This window comes from Pseudomonas quebecensis, assembly GCF_026410085.1.
Classification (GTDB): Bacteria; Pseudomonadota; Gammaproteobacteria; order Pseudomonadales; family Pseudomonadaceae; genus Aquipseudomonas; species Aquipseudomonas quebecensis.
Window position 1 is genome coordinate 2,368,484 of record NZ_CP112866.1, and the last position, 24,437, is coordinate 2,392,920.

Here is a 24,437-nt window from a genome sequence, read left to right on the forward strand (position 1 = left end):
ATGTTCAGCTTTCTTGATCATCAGAATTAATAAAGACATTGACCGGGAATTCCCCCAGCGCAGTGCTGATCAACAGCTCCTTGTCTGGTGTGACTGCGCCTGTCTGAAAAAGTCCCTTCCAGTTTTGCGTTGACGCGGCGAACGGTAATTTCACCCGGGTGTCGCCCCAAACCTGCGCAGGGATCAGCGGCTGCACACTGTTTTCAAGCAGCGCGTGGGACCAGCGTGGGACCAGCACCACCAGCTGTTTGCCCTGATGCTCGCGGCTGAACGCAACCACCCGTTCGGCATGCTGACCGACCACCTCCAGGGGCGTGTAGCTGCCCTGGCGGAACAGCTCCGGATGAGCGTTGCGCAGGCCCAGCACCTGGCTGATCAGCGCCTGCTTGATAGGCCCTTCATGCCAGCTGGACAGCAGTTGATCGGTGCCCGGCGAAGCGTTCAGCGCCTGTTGCCGTGCAGTGAAATCCACCGGGCGACGGTTGTCCGGGTCCACCAGGCTGAAGTCCCAGAACTCCGCGCCCTGGTACAGGTCCGGCACACCCGGCACGGTCATGCGAAGCAAGGTTTGCGCCAGGCCGTTCAAGGCGCCGGCCGGGGCGATCGCCTGGGCGGCGGCGCCAATCGCGGTGCGCAACGGCCGACCGGCATCGGTCAATAACAGGCGCGAGAGGAACGCCTCGACCGCTTGTTCATAGGCTTCGTTGGGCGCGCTCCAACTGCTTTGCAACTTGGCTTCGCGCAGGGCTTTCTGTTGCCACTGCCAGAGGCGTTGCTGGTAGCTCTCCAGCGATGCGCCTGGGTCCAGGTCCAGCGGCCAACTGCCCACCAGTACTTGGTAAAGAATCAGCTCATCACCGGCCGACGGCGCGCTGGCGTCATCGCGCAGCGGCGCGGCCAGGTTGCGCCACTCTTCAACTTGGGCCACGTACCACGGCGCGCATTCGCTCAGCACCGCCAGGCGCGCGCGGGTGTCTTCGCCGCGTTTGTGGTCGTGGGTCGCGGTGGCCAGCAGATTGTCCGGGAACGCCTGCAGGCGCTGCTGGTTGACCTGATGGAAGTCGGCCAGCGGCGCACTGAATTGCTCGGTACTGAAGCCCACATCGTTGCGCGACAGCAGCACCGCCGAGCGATAGAACGCGGTGTCTTCCACCGCCTTGGCGGCGGCCGGCGAAGTCAGTTGCTGGAAGCGAACGCAGGCATGCTTGAGGATCTTGCGTTCACGCCCCACGGGGCGGTTACGCCACGGCTGGCCACCGAGCCATTTTTCCAAATGATCGAGCACCGGCCAGTCGCCCTCGCTCAAGGTGCTGCGCGCGCCGTCCATGGCTTGCTGGAACACCTTGTCGTCTGCAGCGCTGCGGCCGCGAGCGCTGATGTAGGTGCGGTACACCGGGAAGTGCACGATCAACTCCTGCAACGCGCGGCGGATGGCGCCCAGCGTCAGGTCGCGGGTCATTACGTCGTCGCGCGCTACCTGCAGCAGCGCCTGGGCCACGCTTTCGAAATCGCCGCCCAGGGAGCCGTTCAGAATCTGCTGGCGCGCCAGGCGAGCCTCTTCGATAAAGGCCGAAGGCCGTTCACTCAGGCGCGTCCACAGCTCGGCCAGTGGCTCGAAGCCTTCGGGCTGGTGCTGCAGCAAGGACAGCTGGTTCATGAACTCGTAACCGGTGGTGCCGTCCACTTGCCAGTCTTCACGCAGGGTTTCGCCTTCGCCGAGGATCTTCTCGACAAAGATCGGCAGGTGCCGCTCGGGGGACAACGTGTCGACCCGGCGCCGCAGCTTGCGGCAATAACCGCGTGGGTCGGCCAGGCCGTCGATATGGTCGATGCGCAGGCCGTCCACCAGGCCTTCGCTGATCAGTTCGAAAATCTTGCCGTGCGTGGCTTCGAACACCGCGCTGCGTTCCACGCGCAGGCCACCCAGCTCATTCACGTCGAAAAAGCGCCGCCAGTTGATATCGTCCGCCGCCGTGCGCCAGCTGGCCAGGCGATAGGCTTGCTGCTCCAACAATTGATGCAGGCGTTCAAAGCCTTCCGCCTGGCGCCCGTCGAACTGGGCCAAGCGCTGCTCGATGGCCGGCAGCACCTCGGTGGCCCGCTCGGCCAGGGCCTGTTTGAGCCACGCGGCTTCGGCGTAGGCATCGTCCTGGTAGGCGAGTGCGGCAAAACGGTCCGCCAGCGGTTTGAGCGGTTCGTCGGTGCCCAGAATCAGTGCGTAATCCCGTGGGCAGATCGGGAAGCGATGCTCGTAATGCTCGACGTAGAACGTTCCGTGGTCGGCATCGAAATGCAGCGTCAAGGTACCGCTCTGCAAGGCTTCGCCGTAGTCGCTGCCCAGGAACGGCATCAGCAATTGGCCTTTGAGCAGCGGGTCGGGAGAGTGCCACTGGATATCGAAGAACTCGCTGTAGGGGCTCAAGCGGCCCCATTCCAGCAGGTCCAGCCACCAAGGGTTGTCGGCGCCACCCACGGCCATGTGGTTAGAGACGATATCCAGGATCAGCCCCATGTCGTGCTCACGCAGGGCCGCGACCAGACGGCGCAGCGCGTCCTCACCGCCCAGTTCGGGGTTGACCCGCGTCGGGTCGACGACGTCGTAGCCGTGCATGGAACCGGCGCGCGCGCTGAGCAGTGGCGAGGCGTACAAATGGCTGATGCCCAGTTGGGCGAAATACGGCACCAGCGGTACCGCGTCGTCCAGGGTGAAACCTTTATGGAATTGCAGGCGCTGAGTGGCGCGCAGGGGCAGTGCTTTCATCGGTCACGCTCGTAGGCTTGGTTACGCGCGACGGCCAGCAGTTCCAGGCGGCGCGCGGCGCCGGCGTTGTCGAGCAGGCTTGCGGCCTCGCCCGGCAGGCGGCGGCGCCAATTGGGATGGGTGTCGGTGGTGCCGGGGAGATTGGCCTGTTCTTCAATACCCAGGGCATCCTCCAGCGGCAGCAGCACCAGCGGCGCACGGGTGTGGCCCAGGTAGCGCACGCTGGCGTCGATCATGTGGTCGGTCTCGTTGCGGATCTCATCGACAAAGTTCTGCGGGTCCTGGCTCAAGGCCTGGCGCAGCGCCTGGCGTTCGCGCAGGCGGTGTTCGCTCCATTGCTCCACGGTCGGCGCGTCGATCAGGCCAAGCTGGATATTCCAGTCGATGTCGCGGCTGTGCCACCAACCGTTGAGGGTCGGCAGGTCGTGGGTGCTGGTGGTGGCGAGGGCGTTGTCGGGCCAGTCGAGGATCGGCTTGAACTGGCCGTCATGGCCTTGCTCGAACAGCAGCACGCGCATACCGAGTATGGAACGGCCGATAAGTTTTTCGCGCAGCCCGTCGGGCACCGTGCCGAGGTCTTCACCGAGCACAATGGCCTGGTGACGGTGGGACTCCAGCGCCAGCAGGCGCAGCATGTCGTCCACCGGGTAATACAAGTACGCGCCTTCCTTGGGCGAGGCGTCCATGGGGATCACCCACAGGCGTTGCAAGCCCATCACGTGATCGATGCGCAGCCCGCCGGCATGGGCGAAGTTGGCGCGCAGCATCTCGATAAAGGCGCGAAAACCGTGGCGCTTGAGGCCTTCGGGCGAAAACGCGGAAATGCCCCAGCCCTGGCCGGCACGGTTAAGAATGTCGGGAGGGGCGCCCACGGTGAGGTCGGCGAGCAATTCGTCCTGGCGACTCCAGGCCTGGCTGCCGCCGCCGTCGGCGCCCACTGCCAGATCGGCAATCAAGCCGACACCCATGCCGCTGCCACGCGCGGCCTGTTGAGCGCGCTCCAGGCAACGTGCAATCAGCCACTGGGTGAACGCGTAGTAGCCAATCTCGTCGCGGTGCTCGTCGGCGAATGCCGCCAGCGCCGGACTTTGCGGGGTACGCCAGTCCTGCGGCCATTGGCGCCAGTCCAGGCTTTCACCGGCGGCCGCGCGCATGGCCTGGACCGCTTCGAAGCGGCAATGGTTTTCCAGCGCCTCGCCACCGGCCTGGCGAAAGCTCAGGAAGTCGGCGTGCTGCGGGTGATGACCGTGGCGGAAATCTTCATACAGCGCACGTAGCAGGCGCTGCTTGGCCTGGGCGGCGGCGGGCCAGTCGATCAGGTCGAGCTGTTCGAGGTCGTGCAGCTCATCGTCAATACCCAGGGCCTCGATGGCATTGCGCACTTCGCGTTCGCCCAGAATACAGGCGGGCGAGGCGTACAGGCTGTTGAGAAACAGTCTGCTTGATGGCGAGTAGGGGCTGTAGCGTTGCGGGTCGGCGCTGAACATCGCATGCATCGGGCTGATGGCCAGGGCATCGGCGCCCCGCTCGGCGGCCGAGCGGGCCAGGTGTTCGAGGGCCAGGGTGTCACCGAAACCGCCATCGTTGAGACGCCGCAGGCCGTAGAGCTGCGCGCTGATGCCCCAGGCGCGGGCGGGGCGGCTGTCCACCGCTTCGGCCACGCTGTAGCAGTGGGCGGGGGCGACGGCCAGGGTGAAGCTCTGGTCGTTGATTTGCACCTGGTGGTAGCCCAAGGCAACGACGCCGGGCAACACCGCATCGCTATCCAGGCGCAGTTCCAGGGTTTCGCCTTGTTCCAGGTGGACGCGGCACAGGGTGTCCGGCTCGAAATACCTTGCCAGGTCGAGGCCGTCGCCGCTGTCGACAGTCAGCAATGGCGGCAGGTGTTTGTCTTGCTGTGCCTGCTCCAGCTCATGCAGGCTGGCGTCGATCTCGGCGTCGTTATCGGCCGGATGACCAAGGCCTTTGAGCACCGCGCGCAGGGCGTCGGGTTGTACGCGTTGCGGGCGGCCGTTGGCGTCGATCCAATCGACGGCCAGGCCCGCGCGGCTGGCGAGGATTTCCAGTTTCGCTTCGCTCAAGGGTGTTCTCCAGCTGGGGATAGGGTCACGCGTGCGCTGTACGGCGGCAGTTGCGCGCCGTGATTGGCCGGCGTTTGGAACAGCACGTGCGGCGACGCAGGATGTGGCAACGCCGTGGCACTCAGGTTCAAGTCAATGTGCAGCACGCTGCCGTTACCCAGGCGCCAGCGTGCGCTCACGGCGCTATCGCCGAGTACGCTGGCGCCGAGCGCCACACTGCCGGGCAGGTGGGGCACGATGTGGCGATGGCGCAGCCTCAGCAGCTCGCGGTAAAGCTGCAGGTGCGCCGCATCCGGCAGAGTCGGCATGGACTGTTCGAAGGTCGACAGCGCATTGGGATCGGGGATGCGTTCACGTCGTTCGGGGTCGTGGAACGCGGCGAAGTCGGCGAATTCATTGCGCCGGCCTTCGCGCACGGCCTCGGCCAGCTCGCCATGGTGATCGGTGAAGAACAGAAACGGCTCGGGCGCATTGGCCTCGTCGCCCATGAACATCAACGGAATCATCGGCGACAGCAACAGCAGGGCTGTTGCGGCTTCAAGCGCTTGAGGCGAGCACAGCTGGTGCAGGCGCTCGCCGAGGGCGCGATTGCCGATCTGGTCATGGTTCTGCAAGAACGCGACAAAAGCGCTCGGTGGCAGATGCGCGCTCGGCTCGCCACGGGTGTGCCCGTGGCGGGTGGTGTCGCCCTGATAGATAAACCCTTCGCCCAGGCACCGCGCCAGCTTGGCGGTGGGGTCCTGGGCAAAGTCGCTGTAGTAGGCGTCGGTTTCGCCGGTGAGCAGCACATGCAGCACGTTGTGGAAATCGTCGTTCCACTGCGCATCGAAATCGTGCTTGAGCAGGCTGGCCTGGTTCAGTTCGTTTTCCAGCATCAGCCAAACATGGCGCCCGCTGTCGACCTGCTGGCGTACGCGTTGGGCCAGTTCCTGCAGGAAACCGGGGTTGTCGATCGCGTGCACCGCGTCCAGGCGCAGGCCGTCGAAACGGTATTCGAGCAGCCACATCAGGGCGTTGTCGAGGAAGAAATCGCGCACTTCGCGGCGCTCGAAATCAATGCCCGCGCCCCAAGGGGTGTGCACGTCTTCCTGGAAGAAGCTCGCGGCATATTGGCCCAGGTAATTACCGTCGGGGCCGAAGTGGTTGTAGACCACGTCAAGAATGACCGCCAGGCCGTGTTCATGGGCGCTGTCGATCAAGTGCTTGAGCTGTTCGGGGGTGCCGTACGAGGTGTGCGGGGCATACGGCAGTACGCCGTCGTAACCCCAATTGCGTTCGCCGGGAAACTGCGCCAGGGGCATCAGTTCAATGGCGGTTACGCCCAGCTCTGCCAGGCGCGGCAGGTGTTGCTCAACAGCAGCGTAGCCACCCAGTGCGCCGACGTGCAGTTCGTAGATGACTGCCTCGTGCCAGGGCCGGCCTTGCCAGTTGGACTGACGCCAGTGGTAGGCGAGCGGGTCGACCACCAGGCTCCAGCCGTGAACGTCCGAGGCCTGGGCCCGGGACGCTGGATCGGGAACATCCCGTTCGCCGTCGATATTGAAGCGGTAGCGCGTGCCCGCCGGGCACTTGATTTCCACTTCGAACCAGCCATCCGCCTGCGACAGCATGGGGATGGATTTGCCGTCTTCCAATTCAACGCTGACATAAAACGCGTCTGGCGCCCACAAGGCGAAACGCGTGTGTTGCGCGTCCAGCATAATTGCGCCGTGGGGCCAGGTTTCCAGAGTCCGTAAAGGCATCTATAGAGACCTCCCTTGATTATTTGACTGATTTCCCCAGGGCCTTGGCCACCAGTTGTTCGTAGAGTTCCGCGTAGGGTTCGACTGCCTGGGTCCAGTTGAATGGCTGGGTCATGGCGCGGCAGCGCATGGCATTGAGCAGGCCAGGGAAGGCGAACACATTGAAAGCGCGGGTGAGGGCGGCTTTGTAGCTGTCCACCGTGGATTCGTTGAACAGGAATCCGGTCACGCCGTCTTCGATGGTGTCGGCCAAGCCGCCGGTGTTGCGTGCCACCGGCAGTGAGCCGAAACGCTGAGCGTACATCTGGCTCAAACCGCAAGGCTCGTAGCGCGACGGCATCAGCAGGAAATCGCTGCCGGCGAACATGCGCCGGGCGTCGGTCTCGTTGAAGCCGATACGCACGCCGATCTGACCGGGGAAGCGCAGGGCCAGCTCGCGCATGGCCTGTTCTTCTTCCGGTTCGCCGCGACCGATAATGGCGATCTGGCCGCCGTTCTCGACGATAAAGCTGGCGACCGCTTCGGTGAGGTCCAGGCCTTTCTGGTAGACCAGACGCGATACGACGGCAAACAGCGGGCCGGTAGAGTCGTGCAGGCCGAACAGGTTGCGCACGTGCGCGGCGTTGATGGCCTTGCCTTCCCAGTCACCGATGTTGAAGTTGTGGGTCAGGTGGGTGTCGGTGGAGGTTTCCCAGCTTTCGTCAATGCCGTTGGGAATACCGCTGAGCAAGCCTTGCTGGGTCTTGGCGGCGAGGAAGCCGTCGAGGCCGCAGCCGAATTCGGGGGTGGTGATTTCCTGGGCATAGGTGGCGCTGACCGTCGTGATATGGCTGGAATACGCCATGCCGGCCTTGAGGAACGACATCTTGCCGTAAAACTCCATGCCTTCCTGCTGCAGCGCGTGCGGCGGAATACCCAGCTCCGGGGTGGACGCCAGACTCACCACGCCCTGATAGGCCAAGTTGTGAATGGTGAACAGCGTCGGCGTGCGTGACCCGCGCCAGTGCATATACGCCGGTGCCAGGCCAGCGGGCCAGTCGTGGGCGTGCACCAGGTCCGGGCACCAGTGGATCTGCGCCAGGTTGGCGGCGATATCGGCGGCGGCCAGGCCCAGGCGGGCGAAGCGGATATGGTTGTCCGGCCAGTCGCGACCGTTATTGGCGCCGTAGGGTGTGCCTTCGCGCTCGTACAGCTCGGGGCAGATCAAAACGTAGATGACCAGGCCGTCCTTGAGATCCATGCGCCCGATCTTGCAGGGCGGCAACGCCGCATGGCCGCCCAGTTCGCCGATGATGTGGATCGGGTTGTCGCTTTCCATCACTTGCGGGTAACCGGGAATCAGCACGCGTACATCATGCAGATGCGCCATGGCGCGGGGCAGGGCGGCGGACACGTCGCCCAGGCCGCCGGTCTTCACCAGGTCGGCGAACTCCGAAGTGACAAACAGCACTTTCTTGCGATTGGGGTTGTAACTGGACACCGGCCGCACCGTGTTGAGGTCGACCAAAGAGGTCGACCCGCCAACTGGCTGACTAACACGCTCTCCCTGAATATTTACTGCGGCACTGATCATGATTCTCTCCACGTGTTGGTCGGCTAATGGCCCGCTGCCATTAGCTACGGTGACCGCATCCTGCGGTCAGGCGCACAAGCGCATGACAAACTGGCAAGGCCTATGCCAGTTGCACGGTTAGCAATAAAAAGTTGGATAGACGGCGCTGGCGTGAACAGCTCAGGCGCGCCTTACCCTAAACCTGACCAACAGCAGAGTTGGAAAGTTTAGAATTTTTTCGCGGGGTTTTTGTTTTGGAAGGGACCCATCGGTCACCAGTCTAGGACAGATCCCAGAGCCCGTAGGGTTTATACGAGATTTTTGTAGGACAAAAATCTTGTAACCTTATGCGATGCGGGTAAACCGGGGGCGGTAGTGGCGTTTGGCCTGTTTGCTCGCGGGATTGCACTGCATTGGAAAGCGCAGCGCTCCCAAAGGGTGCGTTCAATGCATGAGTCGGTTTGCGTGTGCTTATTTGGGGCTGCTGCGCAGCCCAGCGCGGGAGGTGCGACGATTCGACAAGCCAGGCCCGCCCATTTAGCCCAGCACCCTAACCGGAGCGCCACGGGACCAGGCCTGAATATCTTCGATCATTTGTGCATAAAACTGCCGATAGTTCTGCTCGCTCACGTAGCCCACGTGGGGCGTGGCCAGCACGTTGGGCAACTGACGAAACGGGTGGTCGGCGGGCAATGGCTCCTGGCTGTAGACATCCAGCGCCGCGCCGGCCAGTTGGCCGCTTTGCAGGGCCTGCACCAGCGCCTGTTCATCCACGATCGGCCCGCGGGCGGTGTTCACCAACCGCGCGCTGGGTTTCATCCACGCCAATGCCTGGGCGTCCACCAGGCCACGGCTGCGCTCGCTGAGCACCAGGTGGATGCTCACAATGTCGGCCTGTTCAAACAATTGCTGTTTGCTGACCCACGTCACACCCGCAGCGGCGGCGCGCTCCGGCGTGAGGTTCTGGCTCCAGGCGATGACGCGCATGCCGAATGCCTGCCCGAATGCCGCGACCTTCTGGCCGATGCTGCCCAGCCCGAGGATGCCCAGGGTCTTGCCATGCAGGTCGCCGCCCAGGCCGAGCTGCCAGCCGCCGGCGCGCAACGAGTTGGCTTCGGCCAGCAGCTTGCGGGTGCTGGCCATGATCAGCGCCCAGGTCAGTTCCGGTGCGGCGTGTTTGTAGCTGTCGGTCCCGCACACCTGGATGCCCAGAGCCGTGGCGGCGGGCAGGTCGATGGCGGCATTGCGTATGCCGCCGGTCACCAGCAGCTTGAGCCGCGGCAGCCCCCGCAGCAGGGCCTGATCGAAGACGGTGCGCTCGCGCATCACACAAATGACCTCGAAGCCCTGCAACCGCTCGATCAGGGTGGCGGTGTCGGCCGGATAGTCGTGCAAAAAGTGCACGTGGCCGATGGCCTCCAGTACTGACCAATCCACCACACCACCGGCAACCCTCTGCCAATCATCAATGACTGCGATCTGTACCGACATTTACACGCGCCTCTTCAAGGGAAGGGTTAAAGGGTATTCAAGCCCTGCAGCAAGGCCTGGTGAAAGCGCGCCGGCTCTTCCATCTGCGGCGCGTGCCCCAGGCCCGGGAATTCCACCAGGGTTGCATGGGGGATCAGCTTGGCCGCCTGCTTGCCCAGGACCGCGTAGTTGCCGAGCGTTGCCTTGACCTGCGGCGGCGCGATGCCTTTGTTGATCGCGGTGGTGTCGGCCGTGCCGATCAGCAGCAGCGTCGGCACCTGCACGTTCTTGAACTCGTAGTACACCGGCTGGGTGAAGATCATGTCGTAAATCAGCGCCGAGTTCCATGCGACCTGTTTATGCCCGGGGCCATCGCTCAAGCCGGCGTACATATCCACCCAACGCTCGTATTCCGGCTTCCACCGTCCGACGTAGTAAGTGTCGAGCTGGTATTTACGAATGCCCTCGGCGTTGACGTTGAGCTCGCGCTCATACCACTGGTCGACGCTGAGCGTGGGCACGCCCAGGGCTTTCCAATCCTCCAGACCGATGGGGTTGACCATGGCCAGTTGTTCGGTCTGCTTGGGGTACATCAGCGCGTAGCGGGTGGCGAGCATGCCGCCGGTGGAGTGGCCGAGGAGCGTGGCCTTTTGAATGCCGAGCTTTTCCAGCAATTGGTGGGTGTTCAGGGCCAATTGCTGGAAGCTGTACTGGTAGCTGTCGGGCTTGCTGGAGGTGCAAAAGCCAATCTGGTCCGGGGCGATAACGCGATAACCGGCGTCGCTGAGGGCCTTGATCGTGCCTTCCCAGGTGGCCGCGCAGAAGTTCTTGCCATGCAGCAGCACGACGCTGCGTCCATTGGCTTTGCCTTTGGCCGGCACGTCCATGTAGCCCATCTGCAGGGTCTTGCCCTGGGACTGGAAGTTGAAACGTTCGATAGGATACGGGTATTCAAAACCCTGCAGCTCAGGGCCGTAGGTGGCGGCAAACGCCGTTGTCGCAGTGGCCGTCAACAGGCTGGCGACGCAGAATTCACGAAATAAACGCATGGACGGGCTCCGAAAAAGGGTGTCCGGATGCTGTTGGCGCACGATTAAGTGGGAATTAACAGCCACTGCCGGGTCACGGCCGCCAACACGCCATAACGCGCGCTTTTGGCCAGCGTCACCAGCAGCAGAAAACGCCACAAAGGTTCACGCATGACCCCAGCCACCAGGGTCAGCGGGTCGCCGATGATCGGCACCCAACTGAGCAACAGTGTCCAATGCCCCCAGCGTGCGTAATGTTTACCGGCTGTGTCCAGCTGCCGCGGATTGACCGGGAACCAGCGCCGCTGTTTGAAATGTTCTACCCAACGGCCCAGCCACCAGTTGACCAGCGAACCGAGCACATTGCCCAGGGTGGCGATGCCCAGCAGCAACCACAGGTTGTAATGCTCGCTGAGCAGCAACCCCACCAGCACGGCTTCCGACTGCAATGGCAATAGGGTTGCGGCGCCGAACGCCGCGAAGAACAGCCCCAGGTAAACCATCGACACCGATCAGTGTGCCGGGTAGTCGGCCACCACTGCATCGTTGCCGTCGCGGCTCACGCCAATGACCTGATAGGCATCGGCGTGGCCATCCATTTCCATGCCCGGTGAACCCATGGGCATGCCCGGAGCGGCGATGCCCAGCAGATCGTCGCGCTTGCGCAATGCCAGCACTTGCTCGGCAGGCACATGGCCTTCAACGAACTTGCCGTCGATCACGGCGGTGTGGCACGAACGCAGGCGCGGCGCCACGCCCAGGCGCTGCTTGACGGCGCTCATATCGGCTTCGACATGGTCATTAACCTTGAAACCGTTGCTCTCCAGGTGGCTGATCCATTTTTTGCAGCAACCGCAGTTGGCGTCGCGGTGCACGTCGATGGGGATCAGGTCGGCGGCCTGGGTCAGGGGGGTGGCCAACAGGGCGCTCAGCAGCAACAGGCGCAATGGGTTTTTCATGGAGGTTCTCGCAGGAGGTGGCACTGGAATGGCGGCGATCATGACGACGTCCTCGCCGGCAAGCCAGTGCCCGCAGCCGGTTGGCTGCGCTGAGATGTTTCAAATTATTCCGAAGTTGGTTGTTCCAGATGCTGCTTGAGGCGGTCCAGGGCCACGTCCGAGAGTTCGATCATGCGGTCATGCAAGCTCACCAACTGCAACTCGGTTTCATAGCTCAGCACCCGCTTGAACAGCGTGCCGTCGCGAAAGGGCTGCAGGAAAAAATGAATCGAACCGTCCACGGCCAGGGAGGTGAAGACGCTCTTGAACTCCTCGCAAGGCCGGGCAATTTGTACGCGGTAGCTCATGGGAACGCGCACGCCAAGCAGGTCGATCATCTCGGTAAAACGCGCGCCGACTCCCAGAGAGCCGGTGGTGCCGGTCTCTGCGCCGAGGGAGGTGGGATGCCATTCGTGCCAGCGGTCGGGCTGGGTGACGTAGGCGTAGACGGCCTCGACGGAGGCCCGGATAAAGCGTTCCTGACTGATCCGCTCCAAGCGGACCGACTGCTCGACAGCGCGCATGACACACCTCCTGTGTGGCGGGAAGAAGCATCTTGAACTGTCAGAATAGTCTGACTCCCGCGCTTTGCACGGGAGTGTTCAGGGCAGGATCAACGCACCTTGAAACGGCTCATCAGGCTGATGACTCGACCATTGGCCTCCAGCAGGCTCTGGGTATTGTTTTCGGTGGCATGGCCGCTCTGCACCAAGGCCTCAACCATTTGTCGGATCTGCACCATGCTGCGGTTGATCTCTTCGGTCACCGCGCTTTGCTGCTCGGCGGCCGTGGCGATCTGGGTGCTGAGGTTGTTGATATGGCTGACCGAGCCGGCCATCTCATCCAGTCCGGTGTTAACCCGCGCGGTGGCATCCGCCGCTGATTGGCAACTGGCCTGGGTGTTTTCCATGGCGGCGACCGACGAGTTTACCCCGGTGGTCAGGCGCGTAAGCATCTCGTTGATCTGCGAGGTACTGGCCTGGGTGCGTGCGGCGAGGGCGCGTACTTCGTCTGCTACCACCGCGAAGCCACGGCCCTGCTCGCCGGCCCGCGCGGCTTCGATGGCGGCGTTGAGGGCCAGCAGGTTGGTCTGGCCGGCGATTGCGCCGATCACCTCAAGGGTCTCGGTGATACGCGCGGCGTCCTGGCGCATGTTTTCCACGGTGTGCGTGGCGCTGGCGACTTCACCGATCAGGGCACCGACGCTGCTGGACGCTTCGCCCACCACCACGCGCGAGCGGTCGGCATGTTCGTTGGCGCGCTGGGTGAACGCGGCCGTTTCGGCAGCGTTCTGCGCAACGGTGTCGGCGGTGGAACTCATCTCGGTAATGGCGGTGACGGTCTGATCGGTTTCCGAGGCATGCCGTACCAGGATCTGGTTGGTCTGCGCCGACGTGCGCTGCAGTTGCTCAAGGCCGGTGGACATGGCCGCCGTGGCCTGGGTGACTTCGCCAATCATGTTTTGCAGGTACACGATGAAACGATTGACCGAATGGCCAATGGCGCCCAGTTCGTCTTCGGCGCGAATGGTGATGCGCCTGGTCAGGTCGGCATCGCCGGTGGACAGCGCGTCTATGTTGGCTTTGAGCGTCTTCATGCGCTGCACCAGCTTGCGGATCGCATACGCGGCCAGCAGCACCAGCAGCAACACCATGGGGATCTGCAGCAGCGCCAGGGTGCCGAGTACGTCGTCACGCTGGGCGGTGATCAAGGAAGTGGGCAGGGCCGTGGCGAGGAACCACGGGGTGCCTTCGATGGGGCGCATATAGAAGGTGCTGGCGACGCCGCCGTTGTCGAATTCACTGCGCTGCAAACCCTGGTCGCGATGGGCGAGCGCCTTGCTGACCTGGCTGGCGAACGCCGAGGTGGCGGTGAGTTCGCTGATGTTCTTCAACACCACTGGGCTGTTCAGTCGCGTGCTGTTGCTGATGATCTTGCCGTCGCCTTCCACAATCAGCATTTGCCCGCTGATGTCTTTTTCCTTGCTGGCCACCAGCTCGTTGAAGAAGCCGAGTGTCACGTCGATGGTGGCCACGCCGTAGGCCGCGCCATCGCGCTGGATCGCCATGGCGCAGTTGGTGCGCGGCTCCTGGCTGGCATCGTCTTTATAAGCGGCGGCCCAGGCGCATTGACCGCGCGGCGAGGCCAGGCCGCCTTTGTACCAGCTCTGGTCGTAATAGTTAGGGGCAGGGTCGCTGTTCCAGAAGGTGTTGACCGCCAACTTGCCGGAGGCATCGCGGTGCCAGAACGTGCTGTGCTTATTGCGCCCCGGCGTACGCTGGTTGGGCAGCGGCCAGATGCCGCCGCCGAACACTTTGAGCTCGCCGTACTGGTCAACCAGGCCAGGCAGGACTTTGTCGATGGCATCGCTGTCCAGCAGCGCAATGGTCTGGGTAATGCTGCGTTGCTGGGCCTGAACCTTGTTCAGTTCGCCCTGGATGGTTTTCGCCACTTCGTCGATGCGGTTGAGGACCACCTGTTCTTCGGTATGGCGCAACGTGGGCGCGACCAATTGGCCGATGCCGACGATCGTCAACACGAATAACACCAGGACGAACAACACCAGAAACAGGGTATAGCGGGCTTGAATGGAGCGCAGTGGGGGCATGGGATCGTCCTTACGAAGCGTTTATTGTCGACGCGGCTTTCTTGGAGCTTCGTAGGGGTATCGGCGAGGCGGGTAGGAGCTTTAGGTACGATGGTGCAAGAAAAGTCGAAGCACCGCTCAGCAACGGTGCTTCCTGGTCGGCGGTGTCAGATATCCAGCATCGCCATCACGGCCTCGGGGTAGCGCAGGCCGGCGGTTGCATCGGCCGGGAAAATCGCATCCAGCGTCGCCAGCTCTGACGGGCTCAGCACAACGGCCACCGCCGCCGCGTTTTCTTCCAGATAGCGCCGCTGCTTGGTACCGGGGATCGGAATGATGAAATCGCCTTGGGCCAGCACCCAGGCCAAGGCCAGTTGCCCGGCGCTCACGCCCTTGTCCGCGGCCAGGCTGCGCACGTGTTCGACCAATTGCAGGTTTTTCGTGAAGTTGTCGCCCTGGAATCGTGGGTTGGAGCGGCGATAGTCGTCGGCGCTGAAGTCGTCCGGACTGCGCAGTGCGCCGGTCAGAAAGCCCCGCCCCAGCGGGCTGTAGGGCACGAATGCGATCCCCAGGCGCTGGCAGGCCTGCAGGCAGCCGTTGCTTTCCTGGTCGCGGCTCCAGAGTGAATATTCGCTTTGCAGCGCGCTGATCGGATGGATTTTATGGGCCCGCTCCAAAGTGGCGGCGGAGGCTTCGCTGAGGCCGAGGTAACGCACCTTGCCCTGTTTGACCAGCTCGGCCATGGCGCCGACGCTTTCTTCGATGGTCACCTGCGGGTCAATGCGGTGCTGGTAATAGAGGTCGAGGGTTTCCACGCCCAGGCGTTGCAAGGTGCCGTCGATGGAGGCCCGGATGTATTCGGGGCTGCCGTCCACGCCGCGCGAGGCGGGGGTGGCCGGGTCGCGGATGATGCCGAATTTGCTGGCCAGGAACACCTGGTCGCGTTTGCCGGCGAACGCTTTGCCGAGCAACTGCTCATTGGTATGCGGGCCATACATGTCCGCCGTGTCGAAGAAGTTGATGCCCAGTTCCAGGGCGCGGTGCAGGGTGGCGGTGGCTTCGCGGGTGTCGCTGCCGGGACTGTAGAAATCGCTCATGCCCATGCAGCCCAGGCCAATAGCGGAGACGAGGGGGCCGTGGGTGCCAAGTTGACGGGTTTGCATCGGTGCTGCTCCTGGATGGGGTAGGGCGCCATTGTTATCCTCGACAAAAACAAGATAAACAGGCTAAAAGCGCTATCACTGTTTGTAATTTCTAAATAATCGGCGAGGAATTTCCTTGGATCGCTTCAATGCCATGCGCGTATTCACGCGAATCGTCGAACTGGGCGGCTTCGCCAAAGCCGCCGATAGCCTGCAACTGCCGCGCGCGTCGGTGACGATCCTGATCAAGCAGTTGGAAGCGCACCTGGGCGTGCAGCTGCTGCAACGCACCACGCGGCAGGTCAGCCCAACCCCGGACGGCACGGCGTACTACCAGCGCTGCGTGCAATTGCTGACGGACCTGGAGGAAACCGAGGCGGTGTTTTCCACACGCCGACAGAACCCTCGCGGCATTTTAAGTGTGGACATGCCCTCCGGCATCGGCCGCTTGATTGTGATTCCGGCGCTGCCGGCCTTCACCGCGCGCTACCCGCAGATCGAGCTGGATATCGGCTTGAACGACCGCCCCGTGGATTTGATCCGCGAAGGCGTGGACTGCGTGTTGCGCGGCGGCGCGGCGCTGGATGAGTCGTTGGTGTCGCGGCCGCTGGCGCTGATGGACCAGTTGACCCTGGCGAGCCCGGCGTACCTGGAACGTACCGGCATGCCCGCCGATCTTGACGACCTGGCCGGTCATCACATGGTCGAGTATGTCTCCAGCGCCAGTGGCAAGCGCTTCGGCCTGGAGTTTCAGGTTGGCAACGATGTGCGTGCGCTGGATCTGCCCAAGCGGGTGGTGGTCAATAGCTCCGACGGTTACTTCGCCGCGTGCGAAGCCGGCTACGGCTTGATACAGGCCCCGTATTACCACGCGGTGCGGCAACTGGCCGAGGGCCGCCTGGTGGAAGTCCTGCCCCAGGTGGCTGTGCCAAAGATGGCCCTGACGGCGCTGTACCCGCCCCATCGCCAGTTATCGTTGCGGGTGCGGGTGTTCGTCGACTGGCTGGTTGAACTGTGTGCCGGGCCGGGCACCGGCCTGCTGCGCGAGCCGCCGGGGCAAGCCAAAGCGTTGCATCGCCTGTAACATAGCCGGCCTGCGCCGATCGTGGCCGGTCAGCGCCTTTCATTTTTCAGGTCCAGGAACTTGTCATGACTCACAAGCAACGTTTGAAATACTCGATTCTGATCGTTCTGGCGGTACTGGCGACCATGTTTGGCCTGTCGTACCTGCAGAGCACCGGCGTGATCAGCGAGAAGGCGTTCCAGACCATCGCCATCGTAGTCGCGGTGGTTGTGGTGGTGCTCAACGGCATCATGCGGCGCAAGGTCAAGCCCTGAATCAGATGCGGCTGTCGAGCACCTTGGCGGCGTCTTCATGGAGGCTGTAGCTTTTATCCGCATTGAGGGTGATCACGCCCTCGCTGCACAGCCGCTTGAGTACTTCACGCACGCTGAGAAACGACAACGGAATGCCCAGTGCCAGCAGATGGCTGTGCACACCGCGTACGCCGAGGCTGCGCTGGTTGTCGGCGGCGGTGAGCAGGGCGTCGATGACCTTCAGCCGAATCAGGCTGGTGCGCAGGCCGAAACACTTGAGCAGATAACGAATTCGTTGGTTGCCTTGCTGCTCCGGCGTCTTGTCGTAGGCCGGGGTGCCATTGCCGAACTTGGCGTCGGCGGCCGAGAGATGTCCGTCCGTGGGCACTTGCGGGTTGTACATGCAAAAACTCCTTATCAGAGCCTGATCAGGAAAATGATGGCGCTCTTATTCAATAAGACGAACGAGCCGGTGAAATCATGAAGCGCGGGATGTAGAAATTTCGTCGGTATCGGTTTTGTCACACTCTGCGGGCTAAATTCCGCGCATCGATGTGCGTCCTTACGGTGGGGTGGTTGCCCCGCGTGAAGACGTTCATTTGACGGCGGAGTCGGTGTGATTATTAACAACAAGTTGTCCAGGGTATGTGCGCTCGCAGTGTTGCTGGGCGCCAGCCTGGCCGTGTCGGCGCGCGAGCAGGTGACGCAGGCGCAGATCCAGCGTACCGGTTTCGGCGTGCCGCATATCCGCGCCAACGATGAGCGTGGCCTGGGCTACGGCATCGGTTACGCCTATGCCCAGGACAACCTGTGCCTGTTGGCTAACGAGGTGGTGACGGTCAACGGTGAGCGCGCGCGCTACTTCGGCCCGGACCAGTCGACCCTGGAAGAACGCAACAACCTGGCCAGCGATGTGTTCTTCAACTGGTTGAACACACCGGCCGCCGTGACCGCGTTCTGGACGGCGCAGAGCCCACAGATCCAGCAGCGCATTGAAGGTTATGTCGCGGGCTATAACCGTTACCTGCAAGAACACGGCGCGCCGGCCCAATGCCACGGCGAGTGGGTCAGGCCATTGGTGGCCGGCGATCTGGTCAAGTTGACGCGGCGTCTGTTGGTCGAAGGCGGTGTCGGCCAATTCGCCGAGGCGCTGGTGGGCGCGACGCCGCCCAACGCCAGCGCCGCAGTACAGCCCGACGCCAAGGCCTTTGCAGTGGCCGCTGCGCAACAACAACGTTTCAGCCTGGATCGCGGCAGCAACGCGGTAGCGGTGGGGCGCGACCGATCGTTCAACGGGCGCGGCATGTTGTTGGCCAACCCGCATTTCCCGTGGGTCGGCGGTATGCGCTTTTATGAGATGCACCTGACCATTCCCGGCCAGCTTGATGTCATGGGGGCCGCGTTGCCGGGGTTGCCGGTGATCAATGTCGGTTTCAACCAGCATGTGGCATGGACCCATACGGTCGACACGTCCAAGCACTTCACCCTCTACCGCTTGACCCTGGACCCCAAGGACGCCACGCGCTATCTGCTCGACGGTCAATCGATCCCTCTGGATAAAACCGCAGTGACGGTCAAGGTCAAGCAGGCCGACGGCAGCGTCAAAGAGGTGAGTCACACCCTCTACAGCTCGCAATTCGGCCCGGTGGTGCAATGGCCCGGCAAGCTCGACTGGGATGCGCATTACGCCTTCAGCCTGCGCGACGCCAACCTGGGTAACGACCGCGTGCTGCAGCAGTGGTACGCCATGAACCGCGCCACCAGCCTCAAGGCGCTGCAAACGTCGGTGCAGACCTTGCAAGGCATCCCGTGGGTCAACACCGTGGCCGCCGATGACCAGGGCCAGAGCCTGTACATGAACCTGTCGGTGGTGCCTAACGTCAGCGCGGCCAAGTTGGCCAGCTGCAGCGACCCACGCGCCGGTTTGCAGATGATTGTGCTGGACGGCGCCCACAGCGCCTGCGCCTGGGAGGTCGACCCGGATGCCGCCCAGCCGGGAATATTCCCCGCCGACCAACTGCCGCAGTTGCAACGCAGCGACTACGTCCAGCATTCCAATGACTCAGCCTGGCTGGCCAACCCGCAGGCGCCGTTGACGGGCTTCTCGCCGCTGATCAGCCAGGACCGCATCGGCCTCGGTCCGCGTGCGCGCTTCGCCCTGCAGCGTCTGCACAGCCTGGGTAATCGCCCGATAGGCGTGGCCGACCTGCGCAACATGGTGATGGATAACGAGGTGTACCTGGCCGGCCAGGTCATGCCGGATCTGCTTGAGTTCTGCGCCAAGCGCCTCGCGGCAGATGCGCAGGCCTTGCAACCCCTGTGTACCAGCCTGAAGAATTGGGACCGCCACGCCAATCTAGACAGCGGCGTGGGCCTGGTGCACTTCATCAACCTGATGAACCACCTGCAGCCGATGCCCGACGCCTGGCGCGTGGCATTCGACCCGGCCCAACCGCTCACCACCCCACGCGGCCTGGCCATTGATCGCGCACCGGTAGCCAACGCGCTGCGCGCCGCCATGCTGGCCTCCACTGCCGATGTCGCCAAGCGCGGGCTGAGCGCCACCAGCACCTGGGGGGATGTGCAGCTCTCCGGGCAAACCCCGATCCACGGCGGCCCGCAGGAACTGGGGATCTACAACGCCATGCAAAGCGTGCCTCGCGCCGACGGCGAGCGTGAAGTGGTCAGCGGCAGCAGCTACCTGCAAATCGTCACCTTCGACGACCAGGGGCCCCATGCCGAAGGCCTGCTGGCGTTCTCCCAATCCAGCAATCCGGCCTCTCCCTATTTCAAGGACCAGACCCAGGCATTCTCCGGCAAAACCCTCAGCCCGCTACCGTTCACCGAGGCCCAGATCCACGCCGACCCGCAGTACCGCCAGCAGGTCATCCAGGAGTCCTCCAGCCCCGCAACTCCTTGATGCCAGGACGAAATATTTTTGAAATCAAGGGGTTGCAGGCCCCGGCAAATGAGTACATAATGGCGCCCATCGAACGCATAGAAGCTTTAAAAACTTCAATGTATTCAATGAGTTAGAGTAGAGGCAGGCTTCACGTAGCCCACTCAAGTTTGCATGCGGTGAGTGCCAGCACTAAGGGCATTGATCGTTTGAGGCCGAGTAGCAAAATGGTTATGCAGCGGATTGCAAATCCGCCTACGCCGGTTCGATTCCGACCTCGGCCTCCACTCTTAGAAACCCCGTAGATTAACGTCTACGGGGTTTTTTATTGCCTGCGATTTAGTCATCGCTTCCGCAACTTTTTGAATCGCTTCCACAAGTTCCAATTTTTAGAGGTACCTAAGAACCGGGGAGATGCTTCCTGGAAGTGTACAGGCCAGGATTAGCTTGCTAATGATTAGGCCGCTATATTTTGGGTGTGGCAGCAATCCAATGGACAGGAGTTGAGATTAGTCGTAGCGTAGCCCTCTCGCAGATTTAGCGCTAAGAAAGGGATTTTTTTGCCATGTCGTTTAGGGAAATGGTGCAAGCACCTCGATTAAGGTCTGTTACTCAAGGAAGTATCTTCAATCATGCAAAATGTCAGGATTTTCATACAGATGTTCTTGGCTTATTTATATCTGCTCGATGTGATTTAGCTCAAAATAAACAAAGCAGGTATATCTATATACCCCTTGTGAAGGTCAAGGCCTGGGTTGATTTTTATTTGATTCCAAAGTTGTTTTGTGAGCAGCGAGCAGCGTTGATAAGCGCCATGCAAAATATCCTAAAACAAAATAATCATCAGCCGTCATCGGTAAGTGTATTTGGGGCTGAAAAAGCTGCTGAACTATTGCAAGGGACGAAAGCATATTCAGGCTACTTTCAAAAACTTAAAGAGCTACAGCGAGTAGATGAGATGTTGGAGTCTGGAGTTTATGATAAGACTGTCCTTACCCCGAAGTCTATTCGATCAAAAACTGATGACCTCATTTCAAATAAGATTGAGGGTGTATTTTTGATTGATAACGTGGTTGATTATCAAAATGGAGATTTAAGCTTAGGGTCGTATGTCGCAATTCTAAGCGAGCCAAGCTCTATACAGCGACCCGCAGCCTTAGGTATAGCGGAGGGTTTGGATCATAAGTTAGTATTGGACCACCCTCTAGAATATGACTGCATAACTCCAATGGACGGTGAAATGTCATATGTGATGTGTAACGTCCGATCACCATATATCGAACTCATATTGCAGCGATTTTCTGCGCTCTACTCTAGGATTGGAGTGGATGACCCATCAATAGAAATTAAAGAGAAGCTGGCAATGGAGGCCGCCTTATGAAATATTTGGCTATTGAAAAGAAAACGGCGATTGATATTGTTAATACTCGTCAGCTACAAAGTACTGAGTACGAGGATGCGCGCCAGTTAGTCAAGGTACTCAAGGGCGAGGCCGAAGAAATTGGACAGCTTATTCCGAGTTTTAAAGCCCCTAACGGTTTGATTCTTACATCAGATATACTAAATGAAGAATGCTTGATTTTTGATCTTGAGTTATTCAGTGGGTTTGGCAGCAATGGCGACGACGAGTCACTGATTATTTTTCAAAAAACTCTCCGCACTGCAATCAAGTCATGGGATAACATTCCTTTTGGTGGTGCAGAGAAAAATAATCAAGAGTCCGGATTTATCATTTTATTTCCGCATCCTTTTTATAGCGGTTACAGCAGAGTAGTAATAGATAAAAAGCCAGATAGCAAACGACAAGAAAAGCGAAATGGAAAACATTTGTTAGCATTTGCTTATACTAAGACGGAGGTTAACGCGCAGCCATCCTATACTAACTTTAGAAAGTTTTTAGAAGAGGTGAAGCAGGTCAAGGCTCGTGAAAACAAAGCGGCTATATCTTTAGCTAATTCACCCGTCCTGATATCTGCTCTTGAGAGCGGATTTTCGCCCATGGATCCGCGAATTGGTTTTGATAAGTGGAAAAAACTATTAACCGTTAATCAAAAAGAGTTTGTCCTTTCCGAACATTTTGGCGCGTCTAGAATTGAAGGTGCTGCCGGTACCGGAAAAACACTCTGTCTGATATTAAAATGCATTCAAACGGCTTTGCTTCCGGAGTACTCTGGGAAAAAGCTTATGTTTGTCACTCATAGCGCAGCTACAAAAGAGCAGGTTCGTGAGATAGTCCTTGCGAATCTGACCCAGGATCAAGTCGAAGAAATTAACGCACGGTGCCCAATTGCTGTGTTTACTCTGCAAGAATGGTGCCTTGAAAAAGTAGGTGGCCAGATAGATGAAAGCGAGCTTTTGGACAAAGATGCAGAGAGCTCTAAGACATACCAGTTGATGCTTGTTGAAGAGTGTTTGATAGAGTTTTTGGATGAGGATTTTGGGACGTTTAATAAGTTTATCTCAAAGGATCTAGCGGCGTTCTTTGAAGGCGATGATCGCTCTCCTGTGTTGGCGTCCTTAATGCACGAAATAGCCGAAATAATAAAGGGTCGAGCTAGTCAGAATATCGATGCATATAAGAAGCTCGATTACTCTATCCATGCGTTGCCTGTGCATAATGATCAGGATGCAGAGTGCATTTTTTCAATTTACAGACGCTATCAAGACAAGCTTGAAAGCGTGGGTAATTTTGACAGCGATGACGTAGTAATTAGTGCATTAAATCAGCTTGACTCTCCAATATGGCGCAGGCGGAAAAATAAAGAAGGCTATGATTTTGTGTTTATCGATGAGACTCATTTATTTAATCTGAATGAGCTGTCAGTTATTCATCATATTCTTAAGGATTCCGCCTTAACTAATGTCACATATTCTATTGATAGAAGCCAATCGCTAGCAAATTCCTCGCTTTCTAATGAGCAGCTGGATTCGTTTTTTCAAGCTGGTAATAATAGCGAGCTTAAGACTGTGTTTCGTTCATCGCCGGATATTATACGGCTAGCTTTTACCGTGCTTTCTGCGGGATCTGGTTTTTTTACTACTCTAGAAAATCCGCTCGATAACTCTGAAAGTTCATTTACGCAAGTCGATGAGGCAAGATGTTCTTTTCCAATATGGGTTTCTTATGTTGATGATGCTAGTGTCCTTGCGATGGCGTTTAAAGAAGTTGACGCATTGGCGGAGAGAATTAAAAGTACAAAATCAAAAATTTGCATAATACCATGCAACGAGATTCTGTTATCTGAGTTGCGCAGGCTTGTTGTTGAAAGCAATAAACCATGTGAATTCATCCTTAAGCGAGGGGATAGTGCCTCTCAGAAAAGGGGTGAAAGAGGTGGCAAGTACTTAATAGCAGGAATTGATTATGTGGGTGGGCTTGAATTCGATGGCGTGGTGATTATCGGTTGCGATCGCGGTAATTTTCCAATTTCTGACGAGCGTACTGCTAATGCCAGGCACTTTATTAAGCATGCATCATACAATCGGTTGTATGTAGCTATAACTAGGGCAAAATTTGGTGTCACAATTGTGGGAAGTTCAAGCCGTGGGGCTAGCGAGCTCCTAATCCCAGCATTTGGCAATGGATCCCTTGAGGGTACAGCTCGATAGGCCAAATTACACGCGTATTACTAATTAGAAAGCATGAGTTGCGCGCTACTTAACGTGGTTTGATTCGTAAGTTGCAGCAACTTCATGCTTCTTGTGGTGAGAGAGCTAATTTGAAAATTTTAATTGAATATTGCCATCCAGTATGTGGTGCGTAATTTCCTGTGAGTTATTCTCGATGGACAGCAATTATCTCGTAGGCTTAACGACTTCACCAACTCTACGATATACCCTCTTGGTAATTTCCTCGGTTGAATGCCCCAACAATCGACTTGCGTGTGTAAGCTCGATCTCGCTGGCTGCTTTTGGCCGAATATCCTTGAACTGAAACTGACGAATGCTCGTTGCCAGCGCGGGATCACCATCAGCTGAGGCTTTGATTGCTGCCTTCTCTCGTGCGTCGTCCCACCGATTACGCAGCATCTGCTGGCTCATCCGAAGTCCGGACGCGTTTGTTATCAAAGTTGACGTGCGGATTCCATTGACGGCTCTGCGTTCTTGCAGGTCGTCGATAAAGCTACTCAGGCCGGATTGGATTCCGGCATCCTCCAAACGAAGACGGAGACGTTTTTCGGTCTTGCCCTGGCCAATCAGCAAAAAGCCATTGTTCAAGTCGGTTGCTGCAATCTTGAGCACATCGGCGGGACGTTGGCCAGTCAGGTAGGCAAGGTCCATCGCATCCTTGAGCTCCTGTACCGCTTCCGCGTATACCGCGTTCCATACGGTTTCACCGGCATAATAGTCTCGTGGCTTTTCCTTGTTGCGGCGAACGCCAAAGCAAGGGTTTGCTTTGTCAGTCAGCCCCCATTCGCGTGCAATGGTAAATGCATGGGAGAGCAAGGCGATCTCACGGTTGGCCCTCACCTTGGCTGTCCTGGCGTCACGGTACTGCGCTACTACTTGAGGCGTGATCGACTCAATGGGGGCGCTCTCAAATGCTCTTCTGAGTTGCTTGAGTTCTTTGCGATTGTCCGACTGGGTGCGAATCGACTTGCTCGGGATGATTTCCTTTTCGTAGCGATCAAATACATAGCTCATCAGATGATTGGGCTTCGGTGGTGTCTTGCGTTCCAGTCTGGCCCACTCCACTTTGGCCTGGTCGAGGTCTGTACCAAGTGGGATTTCCTTTCGCTTCCCGTCGGCAGTCCTTCCGTCGTAGTAATACGATGTCCAAGTCTTTCCAGTCTTACCTTTGCGAATACGCCGTATCATACGTGGCGGCAGATCTCGATTGGCTGTACTTTTCTGGCGCAT

18 protein-coding genes and 1 tRNA gene are annotated in these 24,437 nt (G+C 59.5%); 6 read left to right on the top strand and 13 right to left on the bottom strand.

Features of this window, described 5'->3' with window-relative positions; genetic code table 11:
- Positions 1-4 precede the first annotated feature (4 nt).
- The 11 genes from OSC50_RS10985 to OSC50_RS11035 all read right to left on the bottom strand — a co-directional run bounded on the left by OSC50_RS10985 (position 5) and on the right by OSC50_RS11035 (position 15,382).
- Positions 5-2,761, bottom strand: a complete 2,757-nt coding sequence (locus tag OSC50_RS10985; protein ID WP_266249590.1) for a malto-oligosyltrehalose synthase — start codon at positions 2,759-2,761, stop codon at positions 5-7.
- Positions 2,758-4,842 (bottom strand): 4-alpha-glucanotransferase, encoded by a 2,085-nt coding sequence (gene malQ / locus OSC50_RS10990; protein ID WP_266249589.1) that lies wholly within the window; start codon positions 4,840-4,842, stop codon positions 2,758-2,760. The genes OSC50_RS10985 and malQ overlap by 4 nt, the downstream gene beginning before the upstream one ends.
- Positions 4,839-6,584: a malto-oligosyltrehalose trehalohydrolase gene (treZ, locus tag OSC50_RS10995; protein WP_266249587.1), complete on the bottom strand. Its 1,746-nt coding sequence runs from the start codon at positions 6,582-6,584 to the stop codon at positions 4,839-4,841. The genes malQ and treZ overlap by 4 nt, the downstream gene beginning before the upstream one ends.
- Before the next feature lie 19 nt (positions 6,585-6,603).
- Positions 6,604-8,157 carry a glycogen synthase GlgA gene (gene glgA / locus OSC50_RS11000; RefSeq protein ID WP_181077806.1) on the bottom strand — a complete coding sequence of 518 codons (1,554 nt, stop codon included), beginning with the start codon at positions 8,155-8,157 and terminating at the stop codon, positions 6,604-6,606.
- Between the two features lie 516 nt (positions 8,158-8,673).
- A complete protein-coding gene (locus tag OSC50_RS11005; RefSeq protein WP_266249586.1) occupies positions 8,674-9,627 on the bottom strand; it encodes a D-2-hydroxyacid dehydrogenase family protein in 954 nt (317 codons plus the stop codon).
- Between the two features lie 26 nt (positions 9,628-9,653).
- A complete protein-coding gene (locus OSC50_RS11010) occupies positions 9,654-10,655 on the bottom strand; it encodes an alpha/beta fold hydrolase (RefSeq protein ID WP_266249584.1) in 1,002 nt (333 codons plus the stop codon).
- A 44-nt stretch (positions 10,656-10,699) separates the two neighbouring features.
- Positions 10,700-11,137, bottom strand: coding sequence for a YqaA family protein (locus tag OSC50_RS11015; protein ID WP_266249741.1), 438 nt, complete (start codon positions 11,135-11,137; stop codon positions 10,700-10,702).
- A 9-nt stretch (positions 11,138-11,146) separates the two neighbouring features.
- Positions 11,147-11,593: a DUF411 domain-containing protein gene (locus OSC50_RS11020; RefSeq protein ID WP_253507866.1), complete on the bottom strand. Its 447-nt coding sequence runs from the start codon at positions 11,591-11,593 to the stop codon at positions 11,147-11,149.
- A gap of 104 nt (positions 11,594-11,697) precedes the next feature.
- Positions 11,698-12,156: an SRPBCC family protein gene (locus OSC50_RS11025; RefSeq protein ID WP_266249582.1), complete on the bottom strand. Its 459-nt coding sequence runs from the start codon at positions 12,154-12,156 to the stop codon at positions 11,698-11,700.
- 89 nt (positions 12,157-12,245) lie between these two features.
- Positions 12,246-14,240 carry a methyl-accepting chemotaxis protein gene (locus OSC50_RS11030; protein WP_181077794.1) on the bottom strand — a complete coding sequence of 665 codons (1,995 nt, stop codon included), beginning with the start codon at positions 14,238-14,240 and terminating at the stop codon, positions 12,246-12,248.
- A 146-nt stretch (positions 14,241-14,386) separates the two neighbouring features.
- A complete protein-coding gene (locus OSC50_RS11035; RefSeq protein ID WP_253507864.1) occupies positions 14,387-15,382 on the bottom strand; it encodes an aldo/keto reductase in 996 nt (331 codons plus the stop codon).
- Between the two features lie 115 nt (positions 15,383-15,497).
- On the opposite strand from OSC50_RS11035, the gene OSC50_RS11040 reads away from it, so the two are divergent.
- Positions 15,498-16,445 carry a LysR family transcriptional regulator gene (locus tag OSC50_RS11040; protein WP_266249580.1) on the top strand — a complete coding sequence of 316 codons (948 nt, stop codon included), beginning with the start codon at positions 15,498-15,500 and terminating at the stop codon, positions 16,443-16,445.
- Between the two features lie 65 nt (positions 16,446-16,510).
- Complete coding sequence (locus OSC50_RS11045) at positions 16,511-16,699, top strand: hypothetical protein (protein ID WP_181077789.1); 189 nt, start codon at positions 16,511-16,513, stop codon at positions 16,697-16,699.
- Between the two features lies 1 nt (position 16,700).
- On the opposite strand, the gene OSC50_RS11050 is transcribed toward OSC50_RS11045, so the two are convergent.
- The gene (locus OSC50_RS11050; protein ID WP_266249578.1) at positions 16,701-17,081 is read right to left on the bottom strand and encodes a fe2+ zn2+ uptake regulation protein; all 381 of its coding nucleotides are present in this window, start codon (positions 17,079-17,081) and stop codon (positions 16,701-16,703) included.
- Positions 17,082-17,294: 213 nt separating this feature from the next.
- On the opposite strand from OSC50_RS11050, the gene pvdQ reads away from it, so the two are divergent.
- From pvdQ to OSC50_RS11070, 4 genes are all read left to right on the top strand, one after another.
- Positions 17,295-19,598: a bifunctional acylase PvdQ gene (pvdQ, locus tag OSC50_RS11055; RefSeq protein ID WP_266249576.1), complete on the top strand. Its 2,304-nt coding sequence runs from the start codon at positions 17,295-17,297 to the stop codon at positions 19,596-19,598.
- Between the two features lie 192 nt (positions 19,599-19,790).
- Positions 19,791-19,864, top strand: a tRNA-Cys gene (locus tag OSC50_RS11060).
- Positions 19,865-20,142: 278 nt separating this feature from the next.
- Complete coding sequence (locus tag OSC50_RS11065; RefSeq protein WP_259284334.1) at positions 20,143-20,958, top strand: hypothetical protein; 816 nt, start codon at positions 20,143-20,145, stop codon at positions 20,956-20,958.
- Complete coding sequence (locus tag OSC50_RS11070; protein WP_266249575.1) at positions 20,955-23,186, top strand: UvrD-helicase domain-containing protein; 2,232 nt, start codon at positions 20,955-20,957, stop codon at positions 23,184-23,186. The genes OSC50_RS11065 and OSC50_RS11070 overlap by 4 nt, the downstream gene beginning before the upstream one ends.
- A 186-nt stretch (positions 23,187-23,372) precedes the next feature.
- Here OSC50_RS11070 and OSC50_RS11075 read toward each other — a convergent pair whose 3' ends face one another.
- Entirely contained in the window at positions 23,373-24,437 is a 1,065-nt protein-coding gene (locus OSC50_RS11075) for a tyrosine-type recombinase/integrase (protein ID WP_266249573.1), read from the bottom strand.

Bases quoted from the DNA above. Each gene is read 5' to 3' on its own strand.
- OSC50_RS10985 (WP_266249590.1), bottom strand. From the start codon at position 2,761: ATGAAAGCACTGCCCCTGCGCGCCACTCAGCGCCTGCAATTCCATAAA.
- treZ (WP_266249587.1), bottom strand. From the start codon at position 6,584: ATGCCTTTACGGACTCTGGAAACCTGGCCCCACGGCGCAATTATGCTG.
- glgA (WP_181077806.1), bottom strand. From the start codon at position 8,157: ATGATCAGTGCCGCAGTAAATATTCAGGGAGAGCGTGTTAGTCAGCCA.
- OSC50_RS11005 (WP_266249586.1), bottom strand. From the start codon at position 9,627: ATGTCGGTACAGATCGCAGTCATTGATGATTGGCAGAGGGTTGCCGGT.
- OSC50_RS11010 (WP_266249584.1), bottom strand. From the start codon at position 10,655: ATGCGTTTATTTCGTGAATTCTGCGTCGCCAGCCTGTTGACGGCCACT.
- OSC50_RS11015 (WP_266249741.1), bottom strand. From the start codon at position 11,137: ATGGTTTACCTGGGGCTGTTCTTCGCGGCGTTCGGCGCCGCAACCCTA.
- OSC50_RS11020 (WP_253507866.1), bottom strand. From the start codon at position 11,593: ATGAAAAACCCATTGCGCCTGTTGCTGCTGAGCGCCCTGTTGGCCACC.
- OSC50_RS11025 (WP_266249582.1), bottom strand. From the start codon at position 12,156: ATGCGCGCTGTCGAGCAGTCGGTCCGCTTGGAGCGGATCAGTCAGGAA.
- OSC50_RS11030 (WP_181077794.1), bottom strand. From the start codon at position 14,240: ATGCCCCCACTGCGCTCCATTCAAGCCCGCTATACCCTGTTTCTGGTG.
- OSC50_RS11035 (WP_253507864.1), bottom strand. From the start codon at position 15,382: ATGCAAACCCGTCAACTTGGCACCCACGGCCCCCTCGTCTCCGCTATT.
- OSC50_RS11045 (WP_181077789.1), top strand. From the start codon at position 16,511: ATGACTCACAAGCAACGTTTGAAATACTCGATTCTGATCGTTCTGGCG.
- OSC50_RS11050 (WP_266249578.1), bottom strand. From the start codon at position 17,081: ATGTACAACCCGCAAGTGCCCACGGACGGACATCTCTCGGCCGCCGAC.
- OSC50_RS11065 (WP_259284334.1), top strand. From the start codon at position 20,143: ATGTCGTTTAGGGAAATGGTGCAAGCACCTCGATTAAGGTCTGTTACT.
- OSC50_RS11070 (WP_266249575.1), top strand. From the start codon at position 20,955: ATGAAATATTTGGCTATTGAAAAGAAAACGGCGATTGATATTGTTAAT.
- OSC50_RS11075 (WP_266249573.1), bottom strand. From the start codon at position 24,437: ATGCGCCAGAAAAGTACAGCCAATCGAGATCTGCCGCCACGTATGATA.